The organism is Paenibacillus sp. Y301 (assembly GCF_059445505.1).
Window position 1 is genome coordinate 87,454 of record NZ_JCAIUL010000011.1, and the last position, 23,358, is coordinate 110,811.

The following is a 23,358-nucleotide window of genomic DNA, read 5'->3' on the forward strand; positions in this document are numbered from 1 at the left end:
AACATGAGGGCTTTCTAAACAAACATGATAGGATGAGATGAAGATAGAGTTGCGAAATAATATTTCAACATATGAAAAATTCACAATAGAAAATAAAATGAATCTAGCCACACACAAAATTAGCATCATAATGCTGTACTTATACAGAAAAAGGATCAAAACATAAACCATATTCAAGAGAAATACAACATAAAAAAGAGTAGACCTACCCAAAAGCAAAGGGCGTCTACTCTGATGTTTTGCTAACGTATATCTCAAATGATTCTGAGAGAAATCGAGTATTTAAGGATTACTTCGGCGGGTGATGCAATGATATTTTTGAAAGTACACTTAGGTTTTAGAGAGGTGGTATAACCTGTTCCTATGCTAGCTCTTCAACAATAGAGTTAATCGCAAAAAGGGAATGAATGTTGCCGTCAGGATCTGCAAAGAATCCCGTGGTTTGCCCCCAATCCATTGACTTCGGCTCTGTAATCGATGTGGCTCCCTTTGAGATAATTTCCTGGTATATTCTATAGACATCATCTGGCGTTTCACATTGAAAATTAAGTTCAAAGGCTTGACCGTTACTTTGTTCAATAAAGGAATAATGACTGTTCGTATTATCTGCCATTAATGGCTTGGAGCAAATCGCAAAACGAACCCCGTTATTTTCAAATTCAACATAATGTCCTTCATCAGTAATGATATTAAAACCCAGAACGTCACGATAAAAACTAGCCAACCGCGAGACATCATTCGACAATATGGTGATACCCTCTAATTGAACTCTCATCTTTACAACTCTCCTTTACTATCGTTAGAATTGCCGTTTTAAAAGTATTGCTTATAACATCACGATCTTCCAATCCTCATCCGCTAAAGTGGTTAAAATGAACCCTGTTAGCAGCACCACCTAATTTCGAGAATAACACGAATGGATGCCACTTTATAGTACCTTTCCAGGCTACAAATAAATAATGAATGGGGGATATATGAATAGGTGAGTATTTGTGCAAAAAAAGAGATTCAACATTCGAGATTTGACAGATGAATTTTAAATCTCTAAAAAAGAACCGTACTAAGTGATTTGCTCGGCTCGCCCGTGATAACCTGCCATAGCCATTAAACCTGCTTGCACTTGTGATCGAAGTTGTATCTACGATATTCATTCATAACACTGTGCAAGAGGAAATCATATGTGCGACTCGGGCGTTCACGACGCCAGCCATTAAACCTACTTGGGATTGTGATCGAAGTTGTAGTGATCGTCAAATTAGGAATTACACCGTTTGGTTTGGATTTGGATTTGGGTTAGGATTTGGGTTAGGATTTGGGTTAGGATTCGGTTCCAGGACTGGGCCTGATTCCGGATCCGGATCTGGATTTGGTGTTGGGTTTGGACTTGGTGTTGGGTTTGGATTTGGTGTTGGGTTTGGTGTTGGGTTTGGTGTTGGATTTGGTGTTGGATTTGGTGTTGGATTTGGTGTTGGATTTGGTGTTGGATTTGGTGTTGGATTTGGTGTTGGACTTGGTGTTGGACTTGGTGTTGGATTTGGGGTCGTTGATTGCCCGTTGACAGCCTTCACTTTAGAAAAGTCATTGCCATTCACGAAAAACGATGCAGGGGTTACTCCCGATGGAACGATCAGATTAGCGATAGAAGTGGAGGCCCCCAGAACAAGCTGAGAATTGACTCCAGTTGTCTGAAGAGTTCCGAGCAAACCCTGTACATTCAGGTTAACTACTCCGGTATTATCGTTTACAATCGTTCGCCCTATGTTCACTAAGCCGGAGAAGGATGTGTTGTTTAGGTTAATTAGCGAAGGGGCAAGGGTATCTTTATTATCGATGATCAGCGTACCGATTGGCGTTTGACTTGAATATTCCACGGCAACGCCACGTTGAATGGTGAGTGTATCAAGCGTAGTGGACGTATCGGCGCTGAGTTCGGTATTCACCGCCGCCGTAACTGTGCCAGTTATGTTTTCAACAGTAAGTTGCAAAGGGCTCGAATCTGTAGCTGAATTGCCAACGGTTGTGGAGTTTGTACCAGTGCCTGCGGCGGCAATCGATGCTGTCCAAAATGCAAGACCTGCCGAATCTGGTTGTCTTCCAAATAGATTCTGGTACATGGTGTCAACGATTTGGGCGGTACTATCTTCGAATTGAGCTTCATATTCCAGACTAGCTGGGAAAGCCTGAAAGCTGTTTAAAACCGCAATATCGACAGGATGATCAATAGTGAGACCTTTCCAAAATTCAAGGCCTTCGATATCGGCGGGACGACCAAAGTATGCAATATAAAGTTGTTGGGCGACGGATATGTAATCTGTCGCTGCTACGGTGCTGACTGCTACCATTGATTTGAAGTTCGATTGGGACGTTATGTCTGCACTGATATCAACCGTTTTCAAGGATGTGTTATCAGCCACAGTGCTGACTGCTACCATTGACTTGAAGCCTGATTGGGACATCTTGTTCGTACTGGTAGTAATTTTTTTATAGGATGTGTTATCTGCCACGGTGCGAACTTCTCCCGTTGACTTGGAGTTTGATTGGGACGTTATGTCCGCACTGATATCAACTTTTTTCACTAGAGCACTGTTAAATAAATTTAGTTGGCCGAGATTGCTATGCTCGAACCATATATTTGTAACCTGTGATTTGGGACGATCGTTATCTTTTAGGAAAACTGTTTTGCCTTGAACGAGCACATTGAAGGCAAAGAAATCCGACTGAACGGCCGGGGTCAAATTTAAATCCTCTTTAACTTCCAAGTGGGCCAACGCAACCTGATTGGAGCTCACGATTACGGTTCCGTTGACGGTGTTGCCTTTGGCATCAAATATGATAGGTGCATTCATTCCAGTTAATGCGTCTTTGTATCCGATAATCAGCCCTTCAACAGACGTTATCGTATCTCCAACATAGGTGAACTGGATCGCCGCATTGTGCAAAGCAACTTTATTCGATGCTTGAAAAATACCTTGAACCGATGCGCCCGCGCGATAGGTCTGCCCGTCAATTTTAATTGTGCCGTCAGTGCCAATGTCTTGAATGATGGACGGACTGAAGAAGGAGCGATAAAGCAGAGTTATCCCTTCGGCCAGCACAATGTTTGCGTTTGGAGCGAAATTATCCTTCGATTTCCCAGACGCAATACCCGCTTTTGTCAAGGCGCCTACTGCGCCAGCATACCAGATTTTCTGCGGTACATCACGAAATTGGCTGCTGACTTGCGGCTCTGGCTTCAGCTTCTTGGCCGTAGCAATCAAGCTCGCCACTTCAGCTCTTGTAATTTTAGAGTTCGGACGGAACGTACCGTCTTTGTAACCCTTTGTTAGCCCAGCATCATAGAGGGCGGTAACATACCCGGTTAATGTGGCTCCAGCAGGCATATCCTTAAAATTTGAGGCGCTTTTGGAGGGGGACATATCTAGTGAGATCGCAAGATACTTAGCGAAATCACCGCGTGTCATAACAAGCTGGGGACTCAGCTTATCTCCTTGCTTTGGATTGAGGATTCCCAGCATAACCCAAGTGTTAACCGCCTCTGCGTACCATGCTGTAGCTGGAACATCTGAATAGCGTTGTTGGTTCAAAGATTGGGTAGAAGTAGCAGATCCCGTTTGGTTTACCTGCGGTTGCGGAGATTCGGCCGCCACGCTAAATGGAGAGCAGGTGGTCAACAATAGCAACGCAACGAGTGCAATATACAGCCATTTTGTACGTTTAATAGTAAATAACATGAGTAATCTCCTTTTTGGTCGTCCAATTAATGAAAATACAATTATCTGTTTGCAAGAACATTGATAGCTCCTCATCTGATCACGGTATTATATAAATGAAGGAGACTATTGCGATAGACCTGATAAGCTAAGCTAATTCTTGTTCATGATCGTTAATCAACCTACCTTTTAGTTATTTTTTGTGTTACTTACCAAGTATCCTTTATCATCCTATCATTATTTAAATCCTCATATCTTAATGAAATCTTAATAAAATTCTTATGGAATTTATATGGATATCCATAATTCACAGCAACACATGGATGGATCTAACAATGGTGTGGTTTCCCTTTAAATGTTCATACGGATATATAGGCGGGTGTTGACTTTTGGACATAAAAAAACATCGCACCGAGGTTTGCCAGAAGTAACAGCATCCTCCGATTAAAATGGACATTGCACAAATCGCTGATGTCTTACTCCAACCAAAACTCTGGCAATATGCGGTGCCTTTAGGCCGATAAACGCACGCGATGCTTCGGATTTTGCCGTGGATTTTACTAAGGTTGATATGGGATCATGTTTTTCAATGGCATTGAGGTAGGGATTTCCTCATTAATTTTTACCGTTGTCATGTTTGTGGTATCTTATTTCCTATCGGTGTATGTGCATAAGAATAAGGGATTTTAATACTCTAAGCGCTGGGCGAAAATTTAAACAGGAAGTCACTCTTGATCTTTTTTAGGAGAAGTAAGAGAATTAGTTAGATTCCAGAGGTGGCATCACTTTATTTGGATATACGGGGAATGTTGAGGAGTAGCGCGTTGTTGTCTGCAGAAAGGGAGATTCTCCCGGAGTGGTGTGGTGCTTGAGTAATGTCTATTTTGATCGCAATAAATGAAAATCAGCTTGGCTTGAATAGAATCGTAAGTGGTAACCTGTGTGTAGACAAAAAAAGAAGCTCCTGAAGCTCTAATGAACCTTTTGGAAATATACGTTAACAAGAAAGAGGTTAGAAATGACTTATTCTCAGATCTGGAACAATTCAGGAACTGAAGCTGATATTCACTATTTGGAACAACAGATTCAGACTGTCAAAAAAGAAATGAAACGAGCAGAAGCCGCTGGGCTTCAAGAAGTATTGGATCAAGAGAATCGTAAGTTGGCTGAACTGGAAGCAAAACTTGATGAGCTTGAGGATTAGGGTTAGCCACCCCTTCGTAATCAATTACAAGCTCACTGGGTATTATAGAATTTGTTCTCTATGTGTAACGGATGGAGATATTATGTTGATTGGCAGAAAGTATAACGAGGCTGAGAATCAATACGTAATATGATTGTAATCGACAGCGAGATTCCGCTATCGATTAGGTATCAATTTCGTATTGTTTTTGCCAATGAAAATATGGCACAATATGTATAGACATAGGCAAATGCGGCAAAAAATGTGGCACACTATATAGACATAAGTAAGCGTGGCAAAGAATGCCCCGTCTTCTTCCCCCTAGGGGAGGAGACGGGGTTTTGTGCGATTTTTAACATATTTCGTTGTAGAGCGAGGGGAAGGAAATGGGGTTTAAGAGTGAACATGAGCGATGGTTGAGCAGTCATATTAAACGTAGGAAGGGGGAACGGCTCGATGCATTAAAACGCGGTCATGGTTACGGAAATCGCTTATTTGTAGAGCAGGTATGGTGGCCGCTTACTGGGCATTTTCACGGACTACATCCGGAATACGAAGTTAAGGATTGGCGTGGAAGATCCTATTTTGTGGATATTCTTTGGGAAGTCGGAGCCTCGCGTATTGCATTTGAAATTATGGACTTTGGCTCGCATGGCACAGACCGGAGCAAGTACAGGATGGATCTGAACCGCGGGCTTTTTTTACAGTCACAGGACTGCACAGTGCTCTATATTTCATTGGATGAACTGAAAGAAAATCCGTCTTTCATCCTCTCTGCGCTGCGGAACATCCTGTTTCCTTATTTGTCCGCGGGAAAGTCTGCGAAAAACACAGCAGAGAGAGCCTATTCCAAAATCGAGCGTGATTTGATGCGAGCATCCATTCGTCACCAACGTGTTCTCCGCCCGGCTGATGCCGCGAGAGAGCTGGAGTTGCATACGATGACAGTCATCAAATACTGCCGCATGTTGGTGGATAAAGGTAAATTTCGTCCGGTGGCTAGAGGGGCATCTCAGCGGATAATTTACTATGAGTATATAGGTACACTCCAAAGTCCAGATTTGGTTTAATGGTGAATGCTGACACACGAATGAATGAATGTATACGAAGAATCGAACACATGATGGGGGCTGGAAGGTAAATGTACTCAATGTATGCGAAATATCGAATACATGGTGGGGGTGGTGGGGAAAACGGGCCCAATGTGTGTGAAAAATCGAATACATGGTGGGGGCAGGAAGGTAAATGTGCTCAATGTATGCGAAAAGTCGAGTACATGGTGGGGGTGGGAAGGTAAATGTGCTCAATGTATGCGAAATATCGAATACATGGTGGGGACTGGGGTGTAATCGGACCCAATGTGTGTGAAAAATCGAATACATGGTGGGGGCAGGAAGGTAAATTAGCCCAATGTGTGTGAAAAATCGAGTACATGGTGGGGGCTGGGGCGTAATCGGACCAAATGTATGCGAAAAATCATATACATGGTGGGAGCAGGAAGGTAAATGTGCTCAATGTATGCGGAAAATCGAATACATGGTGGGGTTGGGAAGGTAAATGTGCTCAATGTATGCGAAAAATCGTATACAAAATGATACTGCGAAGGTAAATCAAACCCCAGATTTGCCAGGAAAGTACAAGGACCCGCGTCCAACGCGGGTCCTTGTACTTTCTTCCAAGCTCCTTCGTTGCAATTGGGCCTAACCTGTTGACGAAAGGGTGGCTACAATTATGGGTTCACAGCCAGAACGAGTCAACACAAAATAGATAGTGCAAGGTACAGGGAACACGAGACAGAAGACAGGGGAAAAATATGATAAAAAGATACGATTGACATATAAACGGCAAGAAGTTAGAATTTGATATTAGTACAATGATAATGATTATCATTATTAATTTAATCATAATCATCAGTATCATCAGTATCATCAGTATCATCAGTATCATCAGTATCATCAGTATCATCAGTATCATCAGTATCATCATTCTTTATCTTTATTTCTTTATCTCTTTATCTTTATTTCTTTATCTTTAAATCTTTATCAAGCTGAATTCATTCAAAAGGAGATTGCAATTAATGAAGAGATGGTTTATGCCCCTTATCTTATTGGTAGTTCTAGTAGTTAGTGGTTGCGGTAGCAATGCGAACAATAACGCCAATGCCGACAACTCAACAAGTCCAAATGCAAGCAAATCTGTGGAGGACAATGGTTCCGACACTATTACTTATCAATCGGAGAACGGTCCGATCGATGTTCCAGCGAACCCGCAGCGTGTCGTCATCCTGTCTGGATATGCGGGCAATCTATTGGCATTAGACGTTCCTATCGTTGGAGTAGATTCCTGGACTAAAGCAAACCCTAAATTTCAGGATCAATTGAAAGACGTCGCCGAAGTATCCGATGAGAATGAGGAAAGTATTCTGAACGTTAAGCCGGACTTGATCATCGCTATGTCGGATGTTAAGAATGCGGATAAACTAAAGCAAATTGCTCCACTCATTACATACACCTACAACAAGGTTGATTATCTAACGCAGATTCTGGAGATCGGCAAAGCTGTTAACCAGGAACAGAAGGCGGCTGAATGGATCGCCGATTTCAAGGAACGAACTCAGAAGGCCGGTGAGGAAATCAAAGCCAAGATCGGCGCCGACAGTACCGTCACCATCATCGAAGGGGATTCGAAATCGCTGTACACCTTCGGAAATGGCTGGGGACGCGGCACGGAAATCGTCTATCAGGCCATGGGATTGAAGATGCCAGACAAGGTCAAAGAAATGACGGCCAAAGAAGGCTATTATGATTTGTCTCTGGAGATTCTGCCGCAATTCATGGGGGATTACGTTATCTATAGTAAAGACTCAGCAGGTGATGCTTCCTTCCAGCAGACTTCGACTTACAAGAATATCCCAGCCGTTGCGAATAATCATGTCTATGAAGTAGACGCAACTACGTTCTATTTCAACGACGCTCTGTCGCTCGACTATCAGCTTAATTTCATCACCAAGTCGTTGTTGGGGAACTAACCGTCAGCTTAAAAATTAAATGAATAATTAAACCATGTGCCAGAGATAAGAAGGAGCGCTCTATGCGTTCCTTTTTTCTGCAGGCGAAGAAGGAATAGATGATAGAGATGATAATGAAGCCTCCACTCAAGCTATCAAGCTCTGTTGCGTTCAAGATGCTCCTTAGCTTAGTTATACTTGTTGTTATGTTCGCCCTGGCCGTCATGCTTGGGGCGAAGAATGTTTCGCTCGCCGACATCTGGAGCGCCATAAGCAATCCGCAAGCGACGGGTGAAGATATCTCCATCATTCGCGAGCTTCGGCTTCCCCGCGAAGTCGGCGGCGTACTGGTCGGAGCGGCTCTGGCCGTTGCCGGTGCGATCATGCAGGGCTTGACCCGCAACCCGCTCGCCGACCCTGGATTGCTTGGCCTGACATCTGGCGCCAATGCTGCGTTGGCCGTTACATTTGCATTTTTACCCGGTGTTGGTTATTTCGGAACGATGGTGGCTTGTTTTATCGGTGCCGCATTCAGCGTGATGCTGGTGTTCGGCATTACCTCCCTGCGGAAACGGAATTTGTCCCCGCTCCGAATGGTGTTGGCTGGTTCGGCCGTCTCGGCGCTACTCGCGGCGGTGGCAGACAGTATTAGCCTCCGCTATAAAATTTCCAAGAGCGTGGCCATGTGGACTTCCGGCGGACTGATCGGCACGACTTGGGAACAGATCCAGACGATCGCTCCCGTTATCGTGATTTGTATCGTAGTTGCTATTCTGTTATCAAAGCAATTGACAATTCTTAGCATGAATGAAGGGACCGCGATTGGACTTGGCCTGAAAACGACGCAAGTCAGGATTGCGCTTTACGTTCTGATTACGTTATTGGCAGGTGCCGCTGTCTCACTCGTCGGCAATCTAGCGTTTATAGGTCTGATGATTCCGCATCTTGTACGTGTCTTCGTTCGTACCCAATACCGTATTGTTCTACCTTTATCCGCGATTGTCGGTAGTGCCTTTATGGTATTCGCCGATACATTAGGCCGGATGATCAATGTCCCATTCGAGACGCCTGTTGCTTCTATTGTGGCTATTCTAGGATTGCCGTTCTTTCTGTTCATTGTTCGGAAAGGAGTGCGCTCGTTCTCATGATTAATTCAAGGTTTCTTCGTAAACAAAAGGTCATCATTACGTTCATAGCTTTTCTTATTCTGGCAACTATTTTGATAGGCTTGGGCATCGGGTCCTCCCCTGTATCGTATGATAGGCTTATCCCGACGATTATGGGTCATGGAACCTTCGAAGACCATTTCGTGCTGTTCTCAATCCGTCTACCCCGGATGTTGATTACGTTGCTCGCGGGCATGGCACTTGCGTTATCCGGCGTCATCTTACAGGGGATTACCCGTAATGAGCTGGCCGATCCTGGAATTATCGGTATTAATGCGGGTGCAGGAGTCGGCGTTACAGTCTTCTTTTTGTTTGCCCCGATTAACGTCGATTCGTTCATATACGCGATTCCACTTATGGCCTTTATCGGAGGTCTAAGCACCGCGATTCTTATTTATGCTTTCTCTTACGTCCGGGGCCAAGGTATTCAACCGATTCGAATGGTCATAACCGGAGTCGGGTTCTCCTTGGCTCTCTCCGGAATAATGGTCGTTCTCATGTCTTCGGTTGATCGACTCAAAGTGGATTTCATCTCCAAGTGGCTAGCGGGCAACGTTTGGGGAACAGACTGGCCGTTTGTGGTGGCCTTGCTGCCTTGGCTGATCATTCTGATTCCCTACGCATTGTACAAATCAAGAGCGCTGGATCTGCTTTCGTTAAACGATTTAACGGCAGTCGGGGTCGGTGTAGCGATCCGCAGAGACCGAATCCTCCTGATGCTGACAGCGGTCGCGCTGGCGGCTTCAGCCGTCTCGGTTACCGGAGGTATCTCGTTTATTGGCTTGATGGCGCCGCATATTGCTAGAGCGCTGGTCGGACCAAGACATCAGCGGTTAATACCTGTGTCACTACTGATCGGAGGTTGGCTACTGCTGTTAGCGGATACGATAGGCCGGAATCTATGGGAGCCGAACGGAATCGCAGCCGGAATCGTCGTTGCGTTTATCGGCGCTCCATATTTCCTTTATCTTTTATTATTTAAGGAAGGGTAGTACCTTGCTTGAGGGTCAAATAATATGAACTATTTGCCCCTCACGAATTATCCAATTGATGCAGGCATACCAATCGTTCTAGTTGTAAATATGTATAGTCAGTAGTTTGCAAGAATGGCAGTCCTGTAAAATAATGAAATGAAGACTTTCAGTAGAGGAGGGGTATTATGGACTTCACATCGTTGTCCCGGTTTATTGATCACATCACTGCCTGGCGTATTCCATGGGCGGAGGTACTTGTTATGCATCGAAATGAAATAGTATTCCGTTACCGCGCCGGCTATTCTGATCTGGAAGCGAAGACGCCGATCGATGAGGACCGGATCATCTATTTGTATTCACTTACGAAAATATTGACGTGTACGGCCGCGCTTCAGCTGGTTGAAAGGGGAACGATGCTACTTAGCGATCCGATCTCCTCCTATCTGCCGGAGTTCGCCGAAATGCAAGTGCGGAGTACGCAGACGGACGAAGGAACTGAAACGAAGTTGGCGGAGAAGCAGATCACAGTACACGACCTGTTCACAATGACGGCCGGCTTCTCTTACGACTTCAATGGGCCAGTCATCCGGGAAGCTGCGGAACGCACAAATGGTCGGTTGCCGACCCGAGAATATGCGGCTGCCCTCGCAAAGCAACCGTTGCTATTCGAGCCGGGAACCCGGTGGAACTATAGCTTGTGCCATGACGTTCTTGCGGCGCTTGTTGAAGAGGTGGACGGCAGACGCTTCGGCACGTATGTGCGCGAAGAAATTACCGGGCCGCTCGGTATGCGCGACACCGGCTTCTTCCTGTCCGAAGCGCAGAAGAGCCGCCTTGTACCGCAATACGAATACAATGATGCACTCGGCAAGGCCGTACTTATGGATGGAGATTGGTATCGTAGCGGCACGGAATTCGAGAGCGGTGGGGCCGGCCTGCTATCGACCGTAAGCGACTATACGCTTTTCTTGAACACGCTGACCAATCGCGGTACAAGCCCAGGCGGCGTGCGCCTCTTGTCAGCTGCCAGTGTCGATCTGATGCGGACGGACCACCTAACCGATCTTACGCGGGGCGATTACAACTGGGATTATCAAGCAGGTTACGGCTATGGGCTTGGTGTCAGAACCCATATTTCCAAAGTGGGCAGCGGATGCCTGTCCCCACTCGGGGAATTCGGCTGGAGCGGCGCGGCTGGCTGCCTCGCGGTCATCGATCCCGAGTCTCAGCTGACCGTCATGTATGCGCAACATTTGGTGAACAGTCAAGAGCCTTACATACATCCGCGATTAAAAAATATCATATATGCCTGCCTGAAATAGGGTATCCGGATAGAAAAAACGGCGGTTCGGGACAATGCCATGTGTCCTTACCGCCGTTCTTTTTGATAACATAGCGCAATGAAGCAGCTAAGTTTACTTTCGTCTGTTTCATGGTTGCAAGGTATTGCAGAGAAATGCCAAAAGGGATGTGACAGGTTACGTACTCACAACCTGTTACATCCCACAAACCCCCGTCCCACAAGACTTATCCGTCTTTAGACTCCCCCCGGTCACAATCTCATTTCCCTCATAACTGATCCAATCACTCCAAATGGTAGGTCTGGATCCTGAGGAGTTTACTATTTTGCCAGCGATTGAGGGTAACCAGACTCTTTCTATCCCAGGGGATCTACTCAAGAATATGATCAAACAAACGTAGGGTTGCAAGAGGGCAATGAGCATGAGAGCTGTAATATCTGTACTTTGTATTGAGCAAGATCTGTTCTTTCTTTTATTGCCTAATATTCAGTAGCGTACTGGGTAAACAACCAACTGGTTAAGCCGGTTGCGGATTACAATGCTGATTTAAGTTAACTGTTGCGCATGTAATCATACATCCATTTATCGGTAGGTCATAACTACATGTAAAGACAGTGGAGCTACTGCAACACTTGATGCCTACCGCTCTCAGCGACACCATCATGGTATTAATGAATAGCAATACGATTCTAAAATGGTGTCTGTGCTAGCCGGAGTTCATGTTCTGTTGTCAAATTATACTCAAGCGCATTCTGGCGTAATTCCAAGTAAAGCTCGGCCTTCGTGGCATTGATATAGGGTTGAACAAATAAGACGCCGATGCCGAGTGCCAGCAGTCCAAGCAGAATCCAGCCAAGAAAACTCAAATCAAGCACAAACATATGGCCCTTATTGCCGTGTGTCATTTGCTTGCTTAATTCTACTGCACGTTTATACCCGATGTTCGGATTGTCCGCAAGGATGTAGGGTACCTGACTGTACGCATAGGATTTTACTATTCCTGGAATGATCAGTAGCAGGAACCATAAGAAATTCAAAAAACCTCTCCAGAGCATGGTTAGAACTATAGCCCAATACCGGTCCTTGTTAAACGCATAGCCGATATTGCCCATACGGATTTCACCCTCGGCAGATTGCTTGAAGTAACGCAATGAACCTACGGTAAGTGGAGAACCGATAAGGATATGAAATGCAATTCCAATTACTACGATGATGATACCTATGATTAATGCGATTAAAAGATAAGGACCTAACACTTCCCAATCGAAATACAGACCCGAGCTAGACATTTCTGAACGGGCTGATGATCCCGTGTTATTATTTAAGCTTGGGATACCAGAGCCTTCTCCGATAAAGACTAGAATTAAACTCACCACAAAAGCCTTCCAATACGATGTGCGGAGTACAGCCTTAGCCCTTTGCTTTATTTCTTTACGATCCCACATAAAGACCTCTCTTCTTATTTTCGTTTTATTCTTTAAATTACAATATACACCATAGTTTATGTCATAAGACAAACAATTAGTTACTATAACTTGTGGTCGTATACTGAAGATTGCAGAGATGATGATGGATCCTACGTTTATGGCAGGTTGAGTATGTCTATATACCCGCCTTTTGCTCTCACACATGTACTTGTTGTGGGATCGAAAGGTATTGAAGTTACTGTCATTCCTCATACAAGCCATGGACTTCCTTTAGAGAAACCGAGAATAGTCAACACATTTAATGCTTAAATAATGCTTGAATTTCTGAAGCGTAATCATAATTTATCTATATAAACCGCACTTAAGAATACAATTAAACAAGCAACCGCTCAATCGCTGGTGGGGTAGAAGGTTTTTCCAAGAGCAAGAATTTCCTTGCCTCCTCGACTATTAGAGAAACTGAAATTTTAGGCAATCATTTGCCTTCTAAAGAAAACATGTTATCCGTTTGCAAGGACATAGAGACTTATTTAAGGTGAAAAATAATTTTAGCCGTTTACTAATGATCCGGATACAGACAATGCTACGAATCTCATGTGGTTACATACGAAATGTGCTCAAATTAACTTCAGATGGGGTTGCATGCAAAATGCGCCCAAAATAACTTCAGCAAAAAGAGCCCGCATCTAACGGGAGCTCTTCACCTTTACTCTTCCCCAATAGCCACCGGATTTCCCTCGTAACTAATCCAATCACTCCAGCTTCCTGCATACAACTTCACATTTGTATATCCAGCTTCATGGAGGCCGAGGATGTTGGGGCAGGCGGTAACGCCTGAGCCACAGTAGACGATAACATCTTGGTCTTTCGGGATATCATTGAAATGCTCATGAATATCTTCCGTTGACTTCCAAGTACCATTCTCCATCTTTAGTTCTTTCCAGAATCTATTAATAGCTCCCGGTATATGACCAGCGATAGCATCAATAGGTTCTTCTAAACCTAAATAGCGGTTAGGTTCTCTGGAATCGATAAGGAAAGAGGTGTGATTGTTACTAGATTTTCTGACATCTTCCATAGAAACCACCATGTCATGTTGCAAATGTGCGGTAAAGGACTGGGGAATTCGTACAGGTTGTTTATTCGTCAAAGGATATCCTGCTTGCTTCCAATTCGTAAATCCTTCATTCATGACGTATGTATTGGTGTGACCTATATATTGTAAGAGCCACCAGAAACGAGATGCCATAGCACCACCTTGATCATCATAGGCTACAATACGTGAGTCATTATTAATTCCTGCGCGCTCAAGAGTTCTGATGAACTTATCCATATCAGGCAAGGGATGTCTACCTCCATGTTGTGATACGGGGCTGGAGAGATCCATCTCTAGATCAAAGTATACTGCTCCAGGAATGTGTTCTTCTTCATACGCAATACGTCCCGCCTGAGCGTCAGCCATACCCATAATAAATCGGCAATCTATAATCACGAGATCTGTTTCATATAGTCGAGCGAGTAACCATTGTTTTGATATGATTGTAGTCATGATTTGACACCACCTTTTAATATTATTAATATAAATATTAGTAAAGCTTGGGTCTATTCCTCTTTTTAAGTGTAATATAAAGAGGAGTACAAATACTAGTTAATGCTTTCGAATTAGCGTTGACTCGTATATTAATTGAAGTATCACTACATAAGTGAGTTAATGCTTTCGAAGTAGTTTTTTCGAGGTATTAGCTGGAGTAACGCTCAAAACTTAGTTAATGCTTTCGATTCACTTTTTTCGAAGTGTTTCTAAGTAGTAAGAATCAAAAACTTTTAGGAGGTTCACACATGATGCCAAACAATTTACAAGATACAACAACGCTTCACAACGGAGTGAAAATGCCATGGTTCGGTCTAGGTGTGTTTAAAGCTCAAGATGGACAAGAAGTGATTCAAGCAGTAAAAACGGCGATTAAACATGGCTATCGTAGTATTGATACAGCCGCTGCATACAAGAATGAAGAAGGTGTAGGTCAAGCGGTGCGTGAAGGGTTGGAAGAATCAGGTCTAACACGTGATGATCTATTTATTACTTCTAAAGTTTGGAATGCGGACCAAGGATATGAATCAACATTAAGAGCTTTTGAGGATACGATGACTAAGTTAGGATTAGAAACATTAGATCTATACCTGGTGCATTGGCCGGTAAAAGAGAAATATAAAGACACTTGGAGAGCTCTGGAGAAACTATATAAAGATGGACGTGTACGTGCCATTGGTGTAAGTAACTTCCAAGTTCATCATCTACAAGATTTACTACAAGATGCTGAGATCAAACCGATGATCAATCAAGTGGAATACCATCCTCGTCTAGCTCAGCTCGAATTACGTGCATTCTGTGAGGAACAGGGTATTCAATTAGAAGCATGGTCACCACTGATGCAAGGTAAACTATTGGACAACGCTACGCTACAAGAGATTGCAGATCAACACGGTAAAACGGTTGCTCAAGTGATCCTGCGTTGGGATCTACAGAATGGTTTTGTTACGATTCCTAAATCGACTACGGAACACCGGATTATCGAGAATGCAGATGTGTTCAACTTTGAACTTTCTTCGGAAGATATGGACAAAATCAACGGACTTAACCAGAATATCCGTGTAGGTTCAGACCCTGACAACTTCAATTTCTAATCCATTCTCATACAAAATCATAGTTATACACAAATGTATTCCTAATCTTATGTTATGAGTTTAGTACAAGAATGGAGGGGCTGTCCCAAGAATAGATTAATCTATTCTTGGGGTAGCTGACTTTCTTAAAAATACAGATGCACAAAATATAGCAGATCAAGGTTAATAAACACCTTGATCTGCTATTTGGCGTTTTTGGTCCATTGAAGCGTTCAGATTTCCCTATGTGTTAACCGATAAATATAGAAAGATATTCAACTTTTTCCCATAATATACAGATGCGGTAAGGTGGAACAACTGTAATGCCTGGATCGATAAGTACTGTGCGCAAATATAGAAAGGGAGGACGTTCAGCTCGAGACGTGTTCTTCGCAGGTTTATTTTTAACTGAGTAACAATTTGAAAAGGTATGTAGGGAGAATGACCATCTAATTAAGGTCTTCCAACGTTGTATCGCCCATCCGTTTAGGAATGTCTTTCACAGAAGAGAGCTGTGGTGTCAATGCAATCTCAGAAGCAATTAGGCAAGACGAAGCGATTTATTTACCACCGGAAGAGCATGAGAGTCCCTTTTTCAAGGATTGGCACTGCTACTCCACGCCATTAACTATGGGCATCGAAAATATAGGATATCTTGATGTGTCTACGATTCATGCCAATATGAAAAGCGAACTAGTCGCCATTGCGTAGCTTATTCCAGCACACATGCTAAGTATTTATCATGATCAGCTCACGGCGCAAGAAACATGACAGTTACAGGTGAAATTTACAGAACGCCAACTCAAAGTTTTAAAATTGATATCACAAGGATTAACGGTGAAGGCAATTGCATTAAAGCTTAATATACAAGCATGTACAGTTAATCACCACAAGAAAATTATTTTTGATATCAAAAAGACCCGAGAGAGGTCATTTTATTAAAATGTCCATCTTTCGGGTCACAGTTCAGGGTCTTATTTTGTAGGCTTTTTTTTCGCTGTTCAGTAGAAGGGTGTTTATAGTACTCTGTTAGAAGAAACATATTATTGAAGTATTGGATATTGCGTTCTGGAGCATTATTTATAGGGGGATAAAGATGGAGAACAAGGGTACTCAGTTAAAAGAAAGATTGATTCGCATCGAGAAAGATGAATATAAAGTATCAGGGTCCATGAATGCATTCGAGATAGCACATGAAATGATGAAATATATGGGTGATATCGATTCTGAATTACGCGATAATCTAATCTATTCTACATTCGCAGAGTGGATAGATCATGGTGAATTTACCGAAAAGCAACTAAGTGAGCTGTTACATATTTCTTTGGATAAACAACATCTATTCTACGGAATAGGCGAGAAAGATACCGATTCTGTATTCACGCGAACGTTCTCCGTACTAATTATTCCGTTGATTATGGGGAAGGACAGAGAACAACCTTTTTTATCAAAAGAAGAGGTTATGTTAATCAAGAACAAGTTGATAGAATACATAGGTCTTGAGCAAGACCTCAGAGGATATGTGGAAGAGAAGGGTTGGGCACATTCAACCGCGCATGCATCCGATGCATTTGAAGCTATTGCGCAATCTCAGTATATGGAAAGTGTAGACCTAATGGACATGCTAGGTGCCATTCGACCGAAAATTTGTGTGAATAACTATGTATATTTTAATAAAGAAGATGAAAGAATCGTTAGCGCAATTATAAGTATTGTTAATCGAGGATTACTTGAAGATCATGATATTCATTGTTGGATTCAAAGTCTGGGTGAAAAGAACACAATTAGACAACTTCCAGAAGATGATATTCTATACATGAATAAGAAGTATTTGTTGAGAAGTTTGTATTTTAGATTAGTAGATCAACCTCAATTGGTAAGATTCACCGAAACCGTTGTTGAAACACTTCAGAGACTAGACAAGAGATAAGGAGAATAACAATCATGAATGAAGAGAAAATCTTGAACCCCATATTTAATCAACTCAATATTGCGATACAATCTCTCATTACCATGAGTGAACAATTTACGGAAGAAGACCTAGCAATCAGCCCGATTACGAATAAAAGATCTATCATTGAATTATTTCGTCATATTGCAGTTATCTGCAGAGCAGATCACGTGATATCTTGTGAGGCTACGGAAGATGAGATGTGTGAATTTTACAATCGTAACGAACCTAACACATTACCGGAAATTCGTGTACACCTAAGAGAGAACTATCTTTATTTATATCAGGTGTACGCTGAATATACGAAGGAAGAATTGTTTGAGAGTAAGACCTCTTATTGGGGAGTATCCTATACGAGATATGAATGGTTATTAGAGATTGTATCCCATGTGTATCATCATAGAGGTCAATTACATAGTCTGTTATCACAAAACATAAGAGATCCATTAGTATCCTTATTCGAGTAGAGTCACATCGTATTCCGATACGATTTCGGCGATGATCCTTTTAATTTCTTGAACATTTTGGAGAATAATAAAGGATCATCATACCCTACTGAACGCGATATATCTCCGATAGATAATTGTGTATTATTCATGAGTTCACATGCTATGTTCATGCGATAATGAATGAGATATTCCTGGATGCTTGAATGAATATACTCTTTAAAAATAGAACAAAGATAACTACGATCAAGTCCAATGAAATCAGCTATTTGCGTGATCGTGAATTTACTAGAGTAGTTCATCTCGATGAAATCGATCACTTTACGAACGTAGACCTCTTTGCGGTTCTCCTTATTGTCTATTCTGGATTCCACTTGTGCACATTCAACAAGAAGAGAAAGGATGAGGTAGAGTAGACCCGTCAACTTCATATCCCGCGCGGTATTTAGTTCTTTTGTATTCGTCATTAATTCTAAGTATTCAACTAATACTTGATCTCGATCATATCGAAATGTTGGATGTATCGCATTTAGTCCTGCCTGTGTTAAATAGAATTCAGCTTGAAGCCCATGAAATCCCACCCAACTATATTCCCAAGGGTCCTCTTTATCTGCCTGATAGTACGTAACGACGCCAGGACATATTAGGAAACCCTCCCCTTTATGAAGATGATACGTTTGATCGCCAACCACGAATCTTCCTGAACCCTTTAGTATGTAATGAACTAAATAATGATCTCGGACTGCTGGCCCATGCGCATGTTCTGGAAAACATTGCTCCATGCCATATTGGTTTAAATGTAAATCAGTATGTTGCAAGTTTCTAGAAAGGTATTCTATCATGCGATTAGGTCTCCCTTTTTCGTTATTAAATGCCTATTCTATAGTAACATATGGATCTAGCATAATGCCATAATGATATAGTGTGATTCCATTTACGGAAGTGGTGGACAGAGGTATGATGAACCCATTGGTTTCGCTTACAACTATTCAGTGATCTAGGAAAGGGTGTTCCTTACATGACAATTACAGAACAAGACCGAATTTTCCATCTACAATCCAAAGATATGAGTTACATCATTCAATTAAATAACGACGGTTATCCACTTCACGTGTACTGGGGAAAGAAGCTTCGAAATGAAGGGAACTTAAACCGCTTACTTCATTACCCTGACAATGCTTCGATAGATCGTCTCCCACAAGAGTATCCGCAATATGGAACTGGTGATTTCAGAAATCCAGCCTATCAAGTGAAACTTGAAGATGGTAGTCGAATTACAGAATTGGTATATCAATCGCATAAAATTACCGATGGTAAGCCGAAGTTAGCTGGATTACCCGCTGTATATGTAGAGTCGGATCAGGAATCGCAGACACTGGAGATCGAATTGGTGGATAAATACTCTGGGATGACTGTCTACTTAAGCTACACGGTGTTTGAAGATCATAATGCCATAAGTCGTTCTGTACAATTTGTGAATAATGGAAGTCAATCTGTTTCTCTAGAGAGAGCCTTAAGTGCAAGTGTTGATTTTGTCGATAGCGACTATGACATGGTATATTTGTCAGGTGGTTGGTCGAGAGAGACACATGTAAAGAGAAGAAAACTAGAAGCAGGCGTAACAACGATTGAAAGTCGCAGAGGTGCGAGTAGTCCACAGTTCAATCCATTTATGGCGTTAACTTCTCCACATGCCGATGAAGATCAGGGAGATGTTTTTGGATTTAGCTTGGTTTACAGTGGTAATTTTGTAGCGGAAGCAGAAGTCGATTATTTATTTTCTACCCGCGTATCTATTGGGATTAACCCCTTTGACTTCGGATGGTTACTTGAACCTGGAGAGTCCTTTCAGACCCCAGAAGCGATCATGGTATATTCCTCAGAAGGGTTAGGTGGCATGTCAAGAACCTTCCATCGGTTGTATCGGAAACGTCTCTGTCGAGGGATTCATCGAGATCAGGAAAGACCTATTCTAGTGAACAATTGGGAAGCCACTTATTTCGATTTCAATGCGGAGAAGATTGTATCGATTGCTAAATCAGGAGCAGAGCTTGGTATAGAGCTATTCGTTCTAGATGATGGATGGTTTGGCAAAAGAAACGCGGACACGACTTCTCTTGGAGATTGGGTAGAAGATCGTAATAAACTACCAGAAGGCCTTACTAATTTAGCGGAAAGAGTGAAGTCATTAGGCCTATTGTTCGGATTGTGGTTCGAACCAGAGATGGTATCTCCAGATAGTGATCTTTACCGTAAACATCCGGATTGGTGCCTTCATGTAGAAGGTAGACGCCGGACAGAAGCTCGGACACAATTGATCTTAGATCTATCTAGACAAGAGGTATGTGATTATCTGTTTGAATCTTTGAGCAAAATATTCTCAACCGTTCCGATCTCCTATGTGAAATGGGATATGAATCGTAACATGACGGAGATTGGATCGGCAACGAGAATCGCTCTTAGACAAAAGGAAACAGCTCATCGTTATATGTTGGGGCTTTACGGTCTATTAGAGAAATTGCATCAACAATTCCCACATATTTTGTTTGAGAGTTGTGCGAGTGGCGGAGGACGATTTGATCCAGGAATGCTATATTACATGCCACAGACGTGGACGAGTGATAATACGGATGCCATTGAACGTTTAAAAATCCAATACGGCACAAGCTTCGTATATCCCGTGAGTACCATGGGTGCCCATGTATCTGATGTACCTAATCATCAAGTGGGACGGATTACTTCTCTTGTGACACGTGGTGATGTAGCGATGTCTGGGAACTTCGGATATGAGATGGATCTAACCTCCTTCTCAGATGAAGAGAAAGTGATCGTGAAGCAGCAAGTTGCGCAATATAAGAAGATACGTTCTTTGGTTCAACAAGGAGACTTATATCGCTTGAAGAGTCCTTTTGAAGGAAATAACACGTCTTGGATGTTCGTGTCTGAGGATAAGAGCGAAGCGCTAGTCTATTACTTCCAAGTGTTGGCTGAACCGAATGGACCATTGAAGAAAGTCAGATTAAAAGGACTTGACCCTGAATTTGAATACACCATCGGTGAGGAAGAAGTATCGTTCGGGGGAGATCGATTGATGCAAAGTGGGCTACATATCCCATCTTTGCATGGAGATTTCGTGAGCACATGGTTTCATTTGAAAGCTAACGTGTGATCATAGAATCTTACTAGCATTTTGAAAAAATAGAGCATTACAAATAACACCCCACCTTTGGAACCATCCATGAGGTGGGGTGTTTATATCTAAAATTTTAATTAAAAAAGGATTGACTCCAATTATCTTATCCTGTATAAATTATATAGACCGATTGTTATATACAAAAAAAGGGGGGCAGGTATGTGTTAGAGAAGTCCAATTCACGCGATGCGATTGTTAACATTGCTACAAGACTTTTTTCCACACAAGGTTATCATGCCACTGGCTTAAATCAGATTGTTAAGGAGAGTCATTCTCCCAAGGGATCACTATATTATTATTTCCCCAACGGGAAAGAAGAGCTAGCTTCGGAATGTATTGCACGTACACGTGTAGTGGTGTTACAAAAGTTGAATCAGTGCTTTATAGATACGAGTAGTGCTGAAGAGGCATTACAATTATTCATTCGTAATGTCGGTGAGGAAGCGGTTGAATCGCAGTTCGAGGGGTGTATTCCTTTTTCCTTTTGGACAGCTGTTGAGACTTCATGTGTTAGTGAGCAACTAAGAGTAGACTCTCAGGCTGTTTTTAAAGATTGGCAAGATCTTATTGCTATGAAACTTGAACAAGAGGGAATGGAAACAGTGAAATCCACGGAGGTAGCGTCTATCGTGTTATCTCTGCTTGAAGGAGCCCTTATACTTACCCTTACTAACCGAGATGAGAAACCACTCATAACCGCATCAAAGTATGTTTCATATTTACTTAAATAGAGAGAGATTACTAGGAGGATGGACAGATTGGAAGGAACCATGCAAGGTACACCACAGATTGACGCTAAAAAAATTAGGGCACTACCGATCCTGATTGCATTACTATTAAGTGGATTTATCGGTATGTTTAGTGAAACGGCTTTAAATGTTGCGCTAAGTGATTTAATGACAATGCTTAGCATTACACCGGCAACAGCACAATGGTTAACAACAGGATATTTGCTAACGTTAGGAATTCTAGTTCCAGTATCAGGTATGTTACTTCAATGGTTTACAACAAGACAATTATTTATAACATCACTATGTTTCTCTATTCTAGGTACATTATTGGCAGCACTAGCTCCATCGTTTGAAGTCTTGCTTACAGCAAGAGTTGTCCAAGCTGTTGGAACTGGATTGTTATTGCCACTTATGTTTAATACGATATTAATTATCTTTCCAGCAGAGAAACGTGGCGCTGCCATGGGGATGATTGGTCTAGTGATTATGGTTGCACCCGCTATAGGACCAACGATTGCAGGACTTCTTATTGAGAATCTAAGCTGGCACTGGATATTCTGGTTGGCTTTACCAGTTCTTATTATTGCTCTAATATGTGGAATTCTATATATGCAGAATGTAACCAAGATTACGAAGCCTAAAATTGACGCATTATCCATTATCCTATCATCGATTGGTTTTGGAGGCATCGTATTCGGTTTCAGTAGTGCAGGTGAGAGTGAAGGATGGGGTAGTCCTAAAGTTATTATTGCTATCATTATAGGTGTAATTTCTCTTGTACTCTTTGGAATTCGTCAAATGTCTATGAAGCAACCAATGATTAACTTACGAGCATTTAAATTTCCAATGTTCTCTATGGGAGTTCTTATGGTATTCCTATGTATGATGGTTATCTTATCTAGTATGTTGGTTCTTCCAATGTATTTGATCATGGGTCAAGGTTATACGGCTTTCAAAGCCGGGTTATTACTTCTCCCTGGTGGTATTATTAACGGAATTATGTCACCCATTATGGGTCGGTTGTTCGATAAATATGGTCCGAAGTGGTTGGTTATTCCGGGACTTGTAATTATTAGTGTCTCGCTGTGGTTCTTCTCAAGTATCTCAGCTACGTCTACAATCGTCTTCGTTATCGTGCTTCATAGCACATTAATGATTGGGATTTCCATGATTATGATGCCTGCTCAGACGAATGGAATTAATCAGCTTCCTCGTGATTTGTATCCAGATGGTACGGCTATCATGAATACGTTGCAACAGGTAGCGGGTGCCATTGGTACAGCTCTTGCCGTAAGTATCATGGCTGCTGGTCAAAAGAGTTATTTGAGTGGTGTATCCAATCCTGAAGATCCATCCAATATACTCCCTGCATTTACGCAAGGCGTACAAAGTGCTTTCATATTTGCCATGGTGATCGCGATCGTGGGTCTGATTGTTTCATTCTTTATCAAACGTGTAATCGTTGCACATCAGAAATAAATATTATAGGTATCCATAGGGTTCGCGTGTAAATCACGCGAGCTTTTTTTGTATGAGCTTATGAATATGGTACTGCTATAATTATTCTTTATCTACCAAAAATGGATGATTAGCCCTATAATAAAT

At 42.3% G+C, this 23,358-nt stretch carries 19 protein-coding genes; 14 read left to right on the forward strand and 5 right to left on the reverse strand.

Features of this window, described 5'->3' with window-relative positions; translation table 11 throughout:
• Positions 1-361: 361 nt before the first annotated feature.
• Together AC1D69_RS18355 and AC1D69_RS18360 are read right to left on the reverse strand one after the other, a co-directional pair.
• Entirely contained in the window at positions 362-775 is a 414-nt protein-coding gene (locus AC1D69_RS18355; protein ID WP_495457597.1) for a VOC family protein, read from the reverse strand.
• Positions 776-1,262: 487 nt separating this feature from the next.
• Positions 1,263-3,731 carry an S-layer homology domain-containing protein gene (locus AC1D69_RS18360; protein ID WP_495457598.1) on the reverse strand — a complete coding sequence of 823 codons (2,469 nt, stop codon included), beginning with the start codon at positions 3,729-3,731 and terminating at the stop codon, positions 1,263-1,265.
• A gap of 997 nt (positions 3,732-4,728) precedes the next feature.
• On the opposite strand from AC1D69_RS18360, the gene AC1D69_RS18365 reads away from it, so the two are divergent.
• The 6 genes from AC1D69_RS18365 (at position 4,729) to AC1D69_RS18390 (ending at position 11,362) form a co-directional block, all read left to right on the forward strand.
• Positions 4,729-4,914 carry a hypothetical protein gene (locus AC1D69_RS18365; RefSeq protein ID WP_495457599.1) on the forward strand — a complete coding sequence of 62 codons (186 nt, stop codon included), beginning with the start codon at positions 4,729-4,731 and terminating at the stop codon, positions 4,912-4,914.
• A 365-nt stretch (positions 4,915-5,279) separates the two neighbouring features.
• Positions 5,280-5,963, forward strand: coding sequence for a hypothetical protein (locus AC1D69_RS18370; RefSeq protein WP_495457600.1), 684 nt, complete (start codon positions 5,280-5,282; stop codon positions 5,961-5,963).
• A 1,007-nt stretch (positions 5,964-6,970) separates the two neighbouring features.
• Entirely contained in the window at positions 6,971-7,921 is a 951-nt protein-coding gene (locus tag AC1D69_RS18375; protein WP_495457601.1) for an iron-hydroxamate ABC transporter substrate-binding protein, read from the forward strand.
• Positions 7,922-8,019: 98 nt separating this feature from the next.
• The gene (locus AC1D69_RS18380; RefSeq protein ID WP_495457602.1) at positions 8,020-9,048 is read left to right on the forward strand and encodes a FecCD family ABC transporter permease; all 1,029 of its coding nucleotides are present in this window, start codon (positions 8,020-8,022) and stop codon (positions 9,046-9,048) included.
• A complete protein-coding gene (locus tag AC1D69_RS18385; RefSeq protein WP_495457666.1) occupies positions 9,048-10,058 on the forward strand; it encodes a FecCD family ABC transporter permease in 1,011 nt (336 codons plus the stop codon). Before AC1D69_RS18380 ends, AC1D69_RS18385 begins: the two co-directional genes overlap by 1 nt.
• A gap of 167 nt (positions 10,059-10,225) precedes the next feature.
• On the forward strand, positions 10,226-11,362 hold the full coding sequence (locus AC1D69_RS18390) for a serine hydrolase domain-containing protein (RefSeq protein WP_495457603.1): 1,137 nt from the start codon (positions 10,226-10,228) through the stop codon (positions 11,360-11,362).
• A 668-nt stretch (positions 11,363-12,030) separates the two neighbouring features.
• Here AC1D69_RS18390 and AC1D69_RS18395 read toward each other — a convergent pair.
• Both AC1D69_RS18395 and AC1D69_RS18400 read right to left on the reverse strand, forming a co-directional pair.
• Positions 12,031-12,786, reverse strand: coding sequence for a DUF975 family protein (locus AC1D69_RS18395; protein WP_495457604.1), 756 nt, complete (start codon positions 12,784-12,786; stop codon positions 12,031-12,033).
• A 688-nt stretch (positions 12,787-13,474) separates the two neighbouring features.
• A complete protein-coding gene (locus AC1D69_RS18400; RefSeq protein ID WP_495457605.1) occupies positions 13,475-14,317 on the reverse strand; it encodes a sulfurtransferase in 843 nt (280 codons plus the stop codon).
• 293 nt (positions 14,318-14,610) lie between these two features.
• Here AC1D69_RS18400 and pgoN point away from each other — a divergent pair, with 293 nt between their 5' ends.
• From pgoN to AC1D69_RS18425, 5 genes are all read left to right on the forward strand, one after another.
• A complete protein-coding gene (pgoN, locus tag AC1D69_RS18405) occupies positions 14,611-15,453 on the forward strand; it encodes a glyoxal/methylglyoxal reductase (protein ID WP_495457667.1) in 843 nt (280 codons plus the stop codon).
• A gap of 471 nt (positions 15,454-15,924) precedes the next feature.
• The gene (locus tag AC1D69_RS18410) at positions 15,925-16,143 is read left to right on the forward strand and encodes a hypothetical protein (RefSeq protein WP_495457606.1); all 219 of its coding nucleotides are present in this window, start codon (positions 15,925-15,927) and stop codon (positions 16,141-16,143) included.
• Between the two features lie 69 nt (positions 16,144-16,212).
• A complete protein-coding gene (locus tag AC1D69_RS18415; protein ID WP_495457607.1) occupies positions 16,213-16,374 on the forward strand; it encodes a LuxR C-terminal-related transcriptional regulator in 162 nt (53 codons plus the stop codon).
• 154 nt (positions 16,375-16,528) lie between these two features.
• A complete protein-coding gene (locus AC1D69_RS18420; protein ID WP_495457608.1) occupies positions 16,529-17,362 on the forward strand; it encodes a DUF2785 domain-containing protein in 834 nt (277 codons plus the stop codon).
• Positions 17,363-17,376: 14 nt separating this feature from the next.
• Positions 17,377-17,850 carry a DinB family protein gene (locus AC1D69_RS18425; RefSeq protein ID WP_495457609.1) on the forward strand — a complete coding sequence of 158 codons (474 nt, stop codon included), beginning with the start codon at positions 17,377-17,379 and terminating at the stop codon, positions 17,848-17,850.
• 2 nt (positions 17,851-17,852) lie between these two features.
• On the opposite strand, the gene AC1D69_RS18430 is transcribed toward AC1D69_RS18425, so the two are convergent.
• Positions 17,853-18,671, reverse strand: a complete 819-nt coding sequence (locus AC1D69_RS18430) for an AraC family transcriptional regulator (protein WP_495457610.1) — start codon at positions 18,669-18,671, stop codon at positions 17,853-17,855.
• Between the two features lie 176 nt (positions 18,672-18,847).
• On the opposite strand from AC1D69_RS18430, the gene AC1D69_RS18435 reads away from it, so the two are divergent.
• The 3 genes from AC1D69_RS18435 (at position 18,848) to AC1D69_RS18445 (ending at position 23,232) form a co-directional block, all read left to right on the forward strand.
• Positions 18,848-20,998, forward strand: coding sequence for an alpha-galactosidase (locus AC1D69_RS18435; protein WP_495457611.1), 2,151 nt, complete (start codon positions 18,848-18,850; stop codon positions 20,996-20,998).
• A 185-nt stretch (positions 20,999-21,183) separates the two neighbouring features.
• On the forward strand, positions 21,184-21,753 hold the full coding sequence (locus tag AC1D69_RS18440) for a TetR/AcrR family transcriptional regulator (protein WP_495457612.1): 570 nt from the start codon (positions 21,184-21,186) through the stop codon (positions 21,751-21,753).
• 39 nt (positions 21,754-21,792) lie between these two features.
• A complete protein-coding gene (locus AC1D69_RS18445) occupies positions 21,793-23,232 on the forward strand; it encodes a DHA2 family efflux MFS transporter permease subunit (RefSeq protein ID WP_495457668.1) in 1,440 nt (479 codons plus the stop codon).
• The last annotated feature ends 126 nt before the right edge of the window (positions 23,233-23,358 follow it).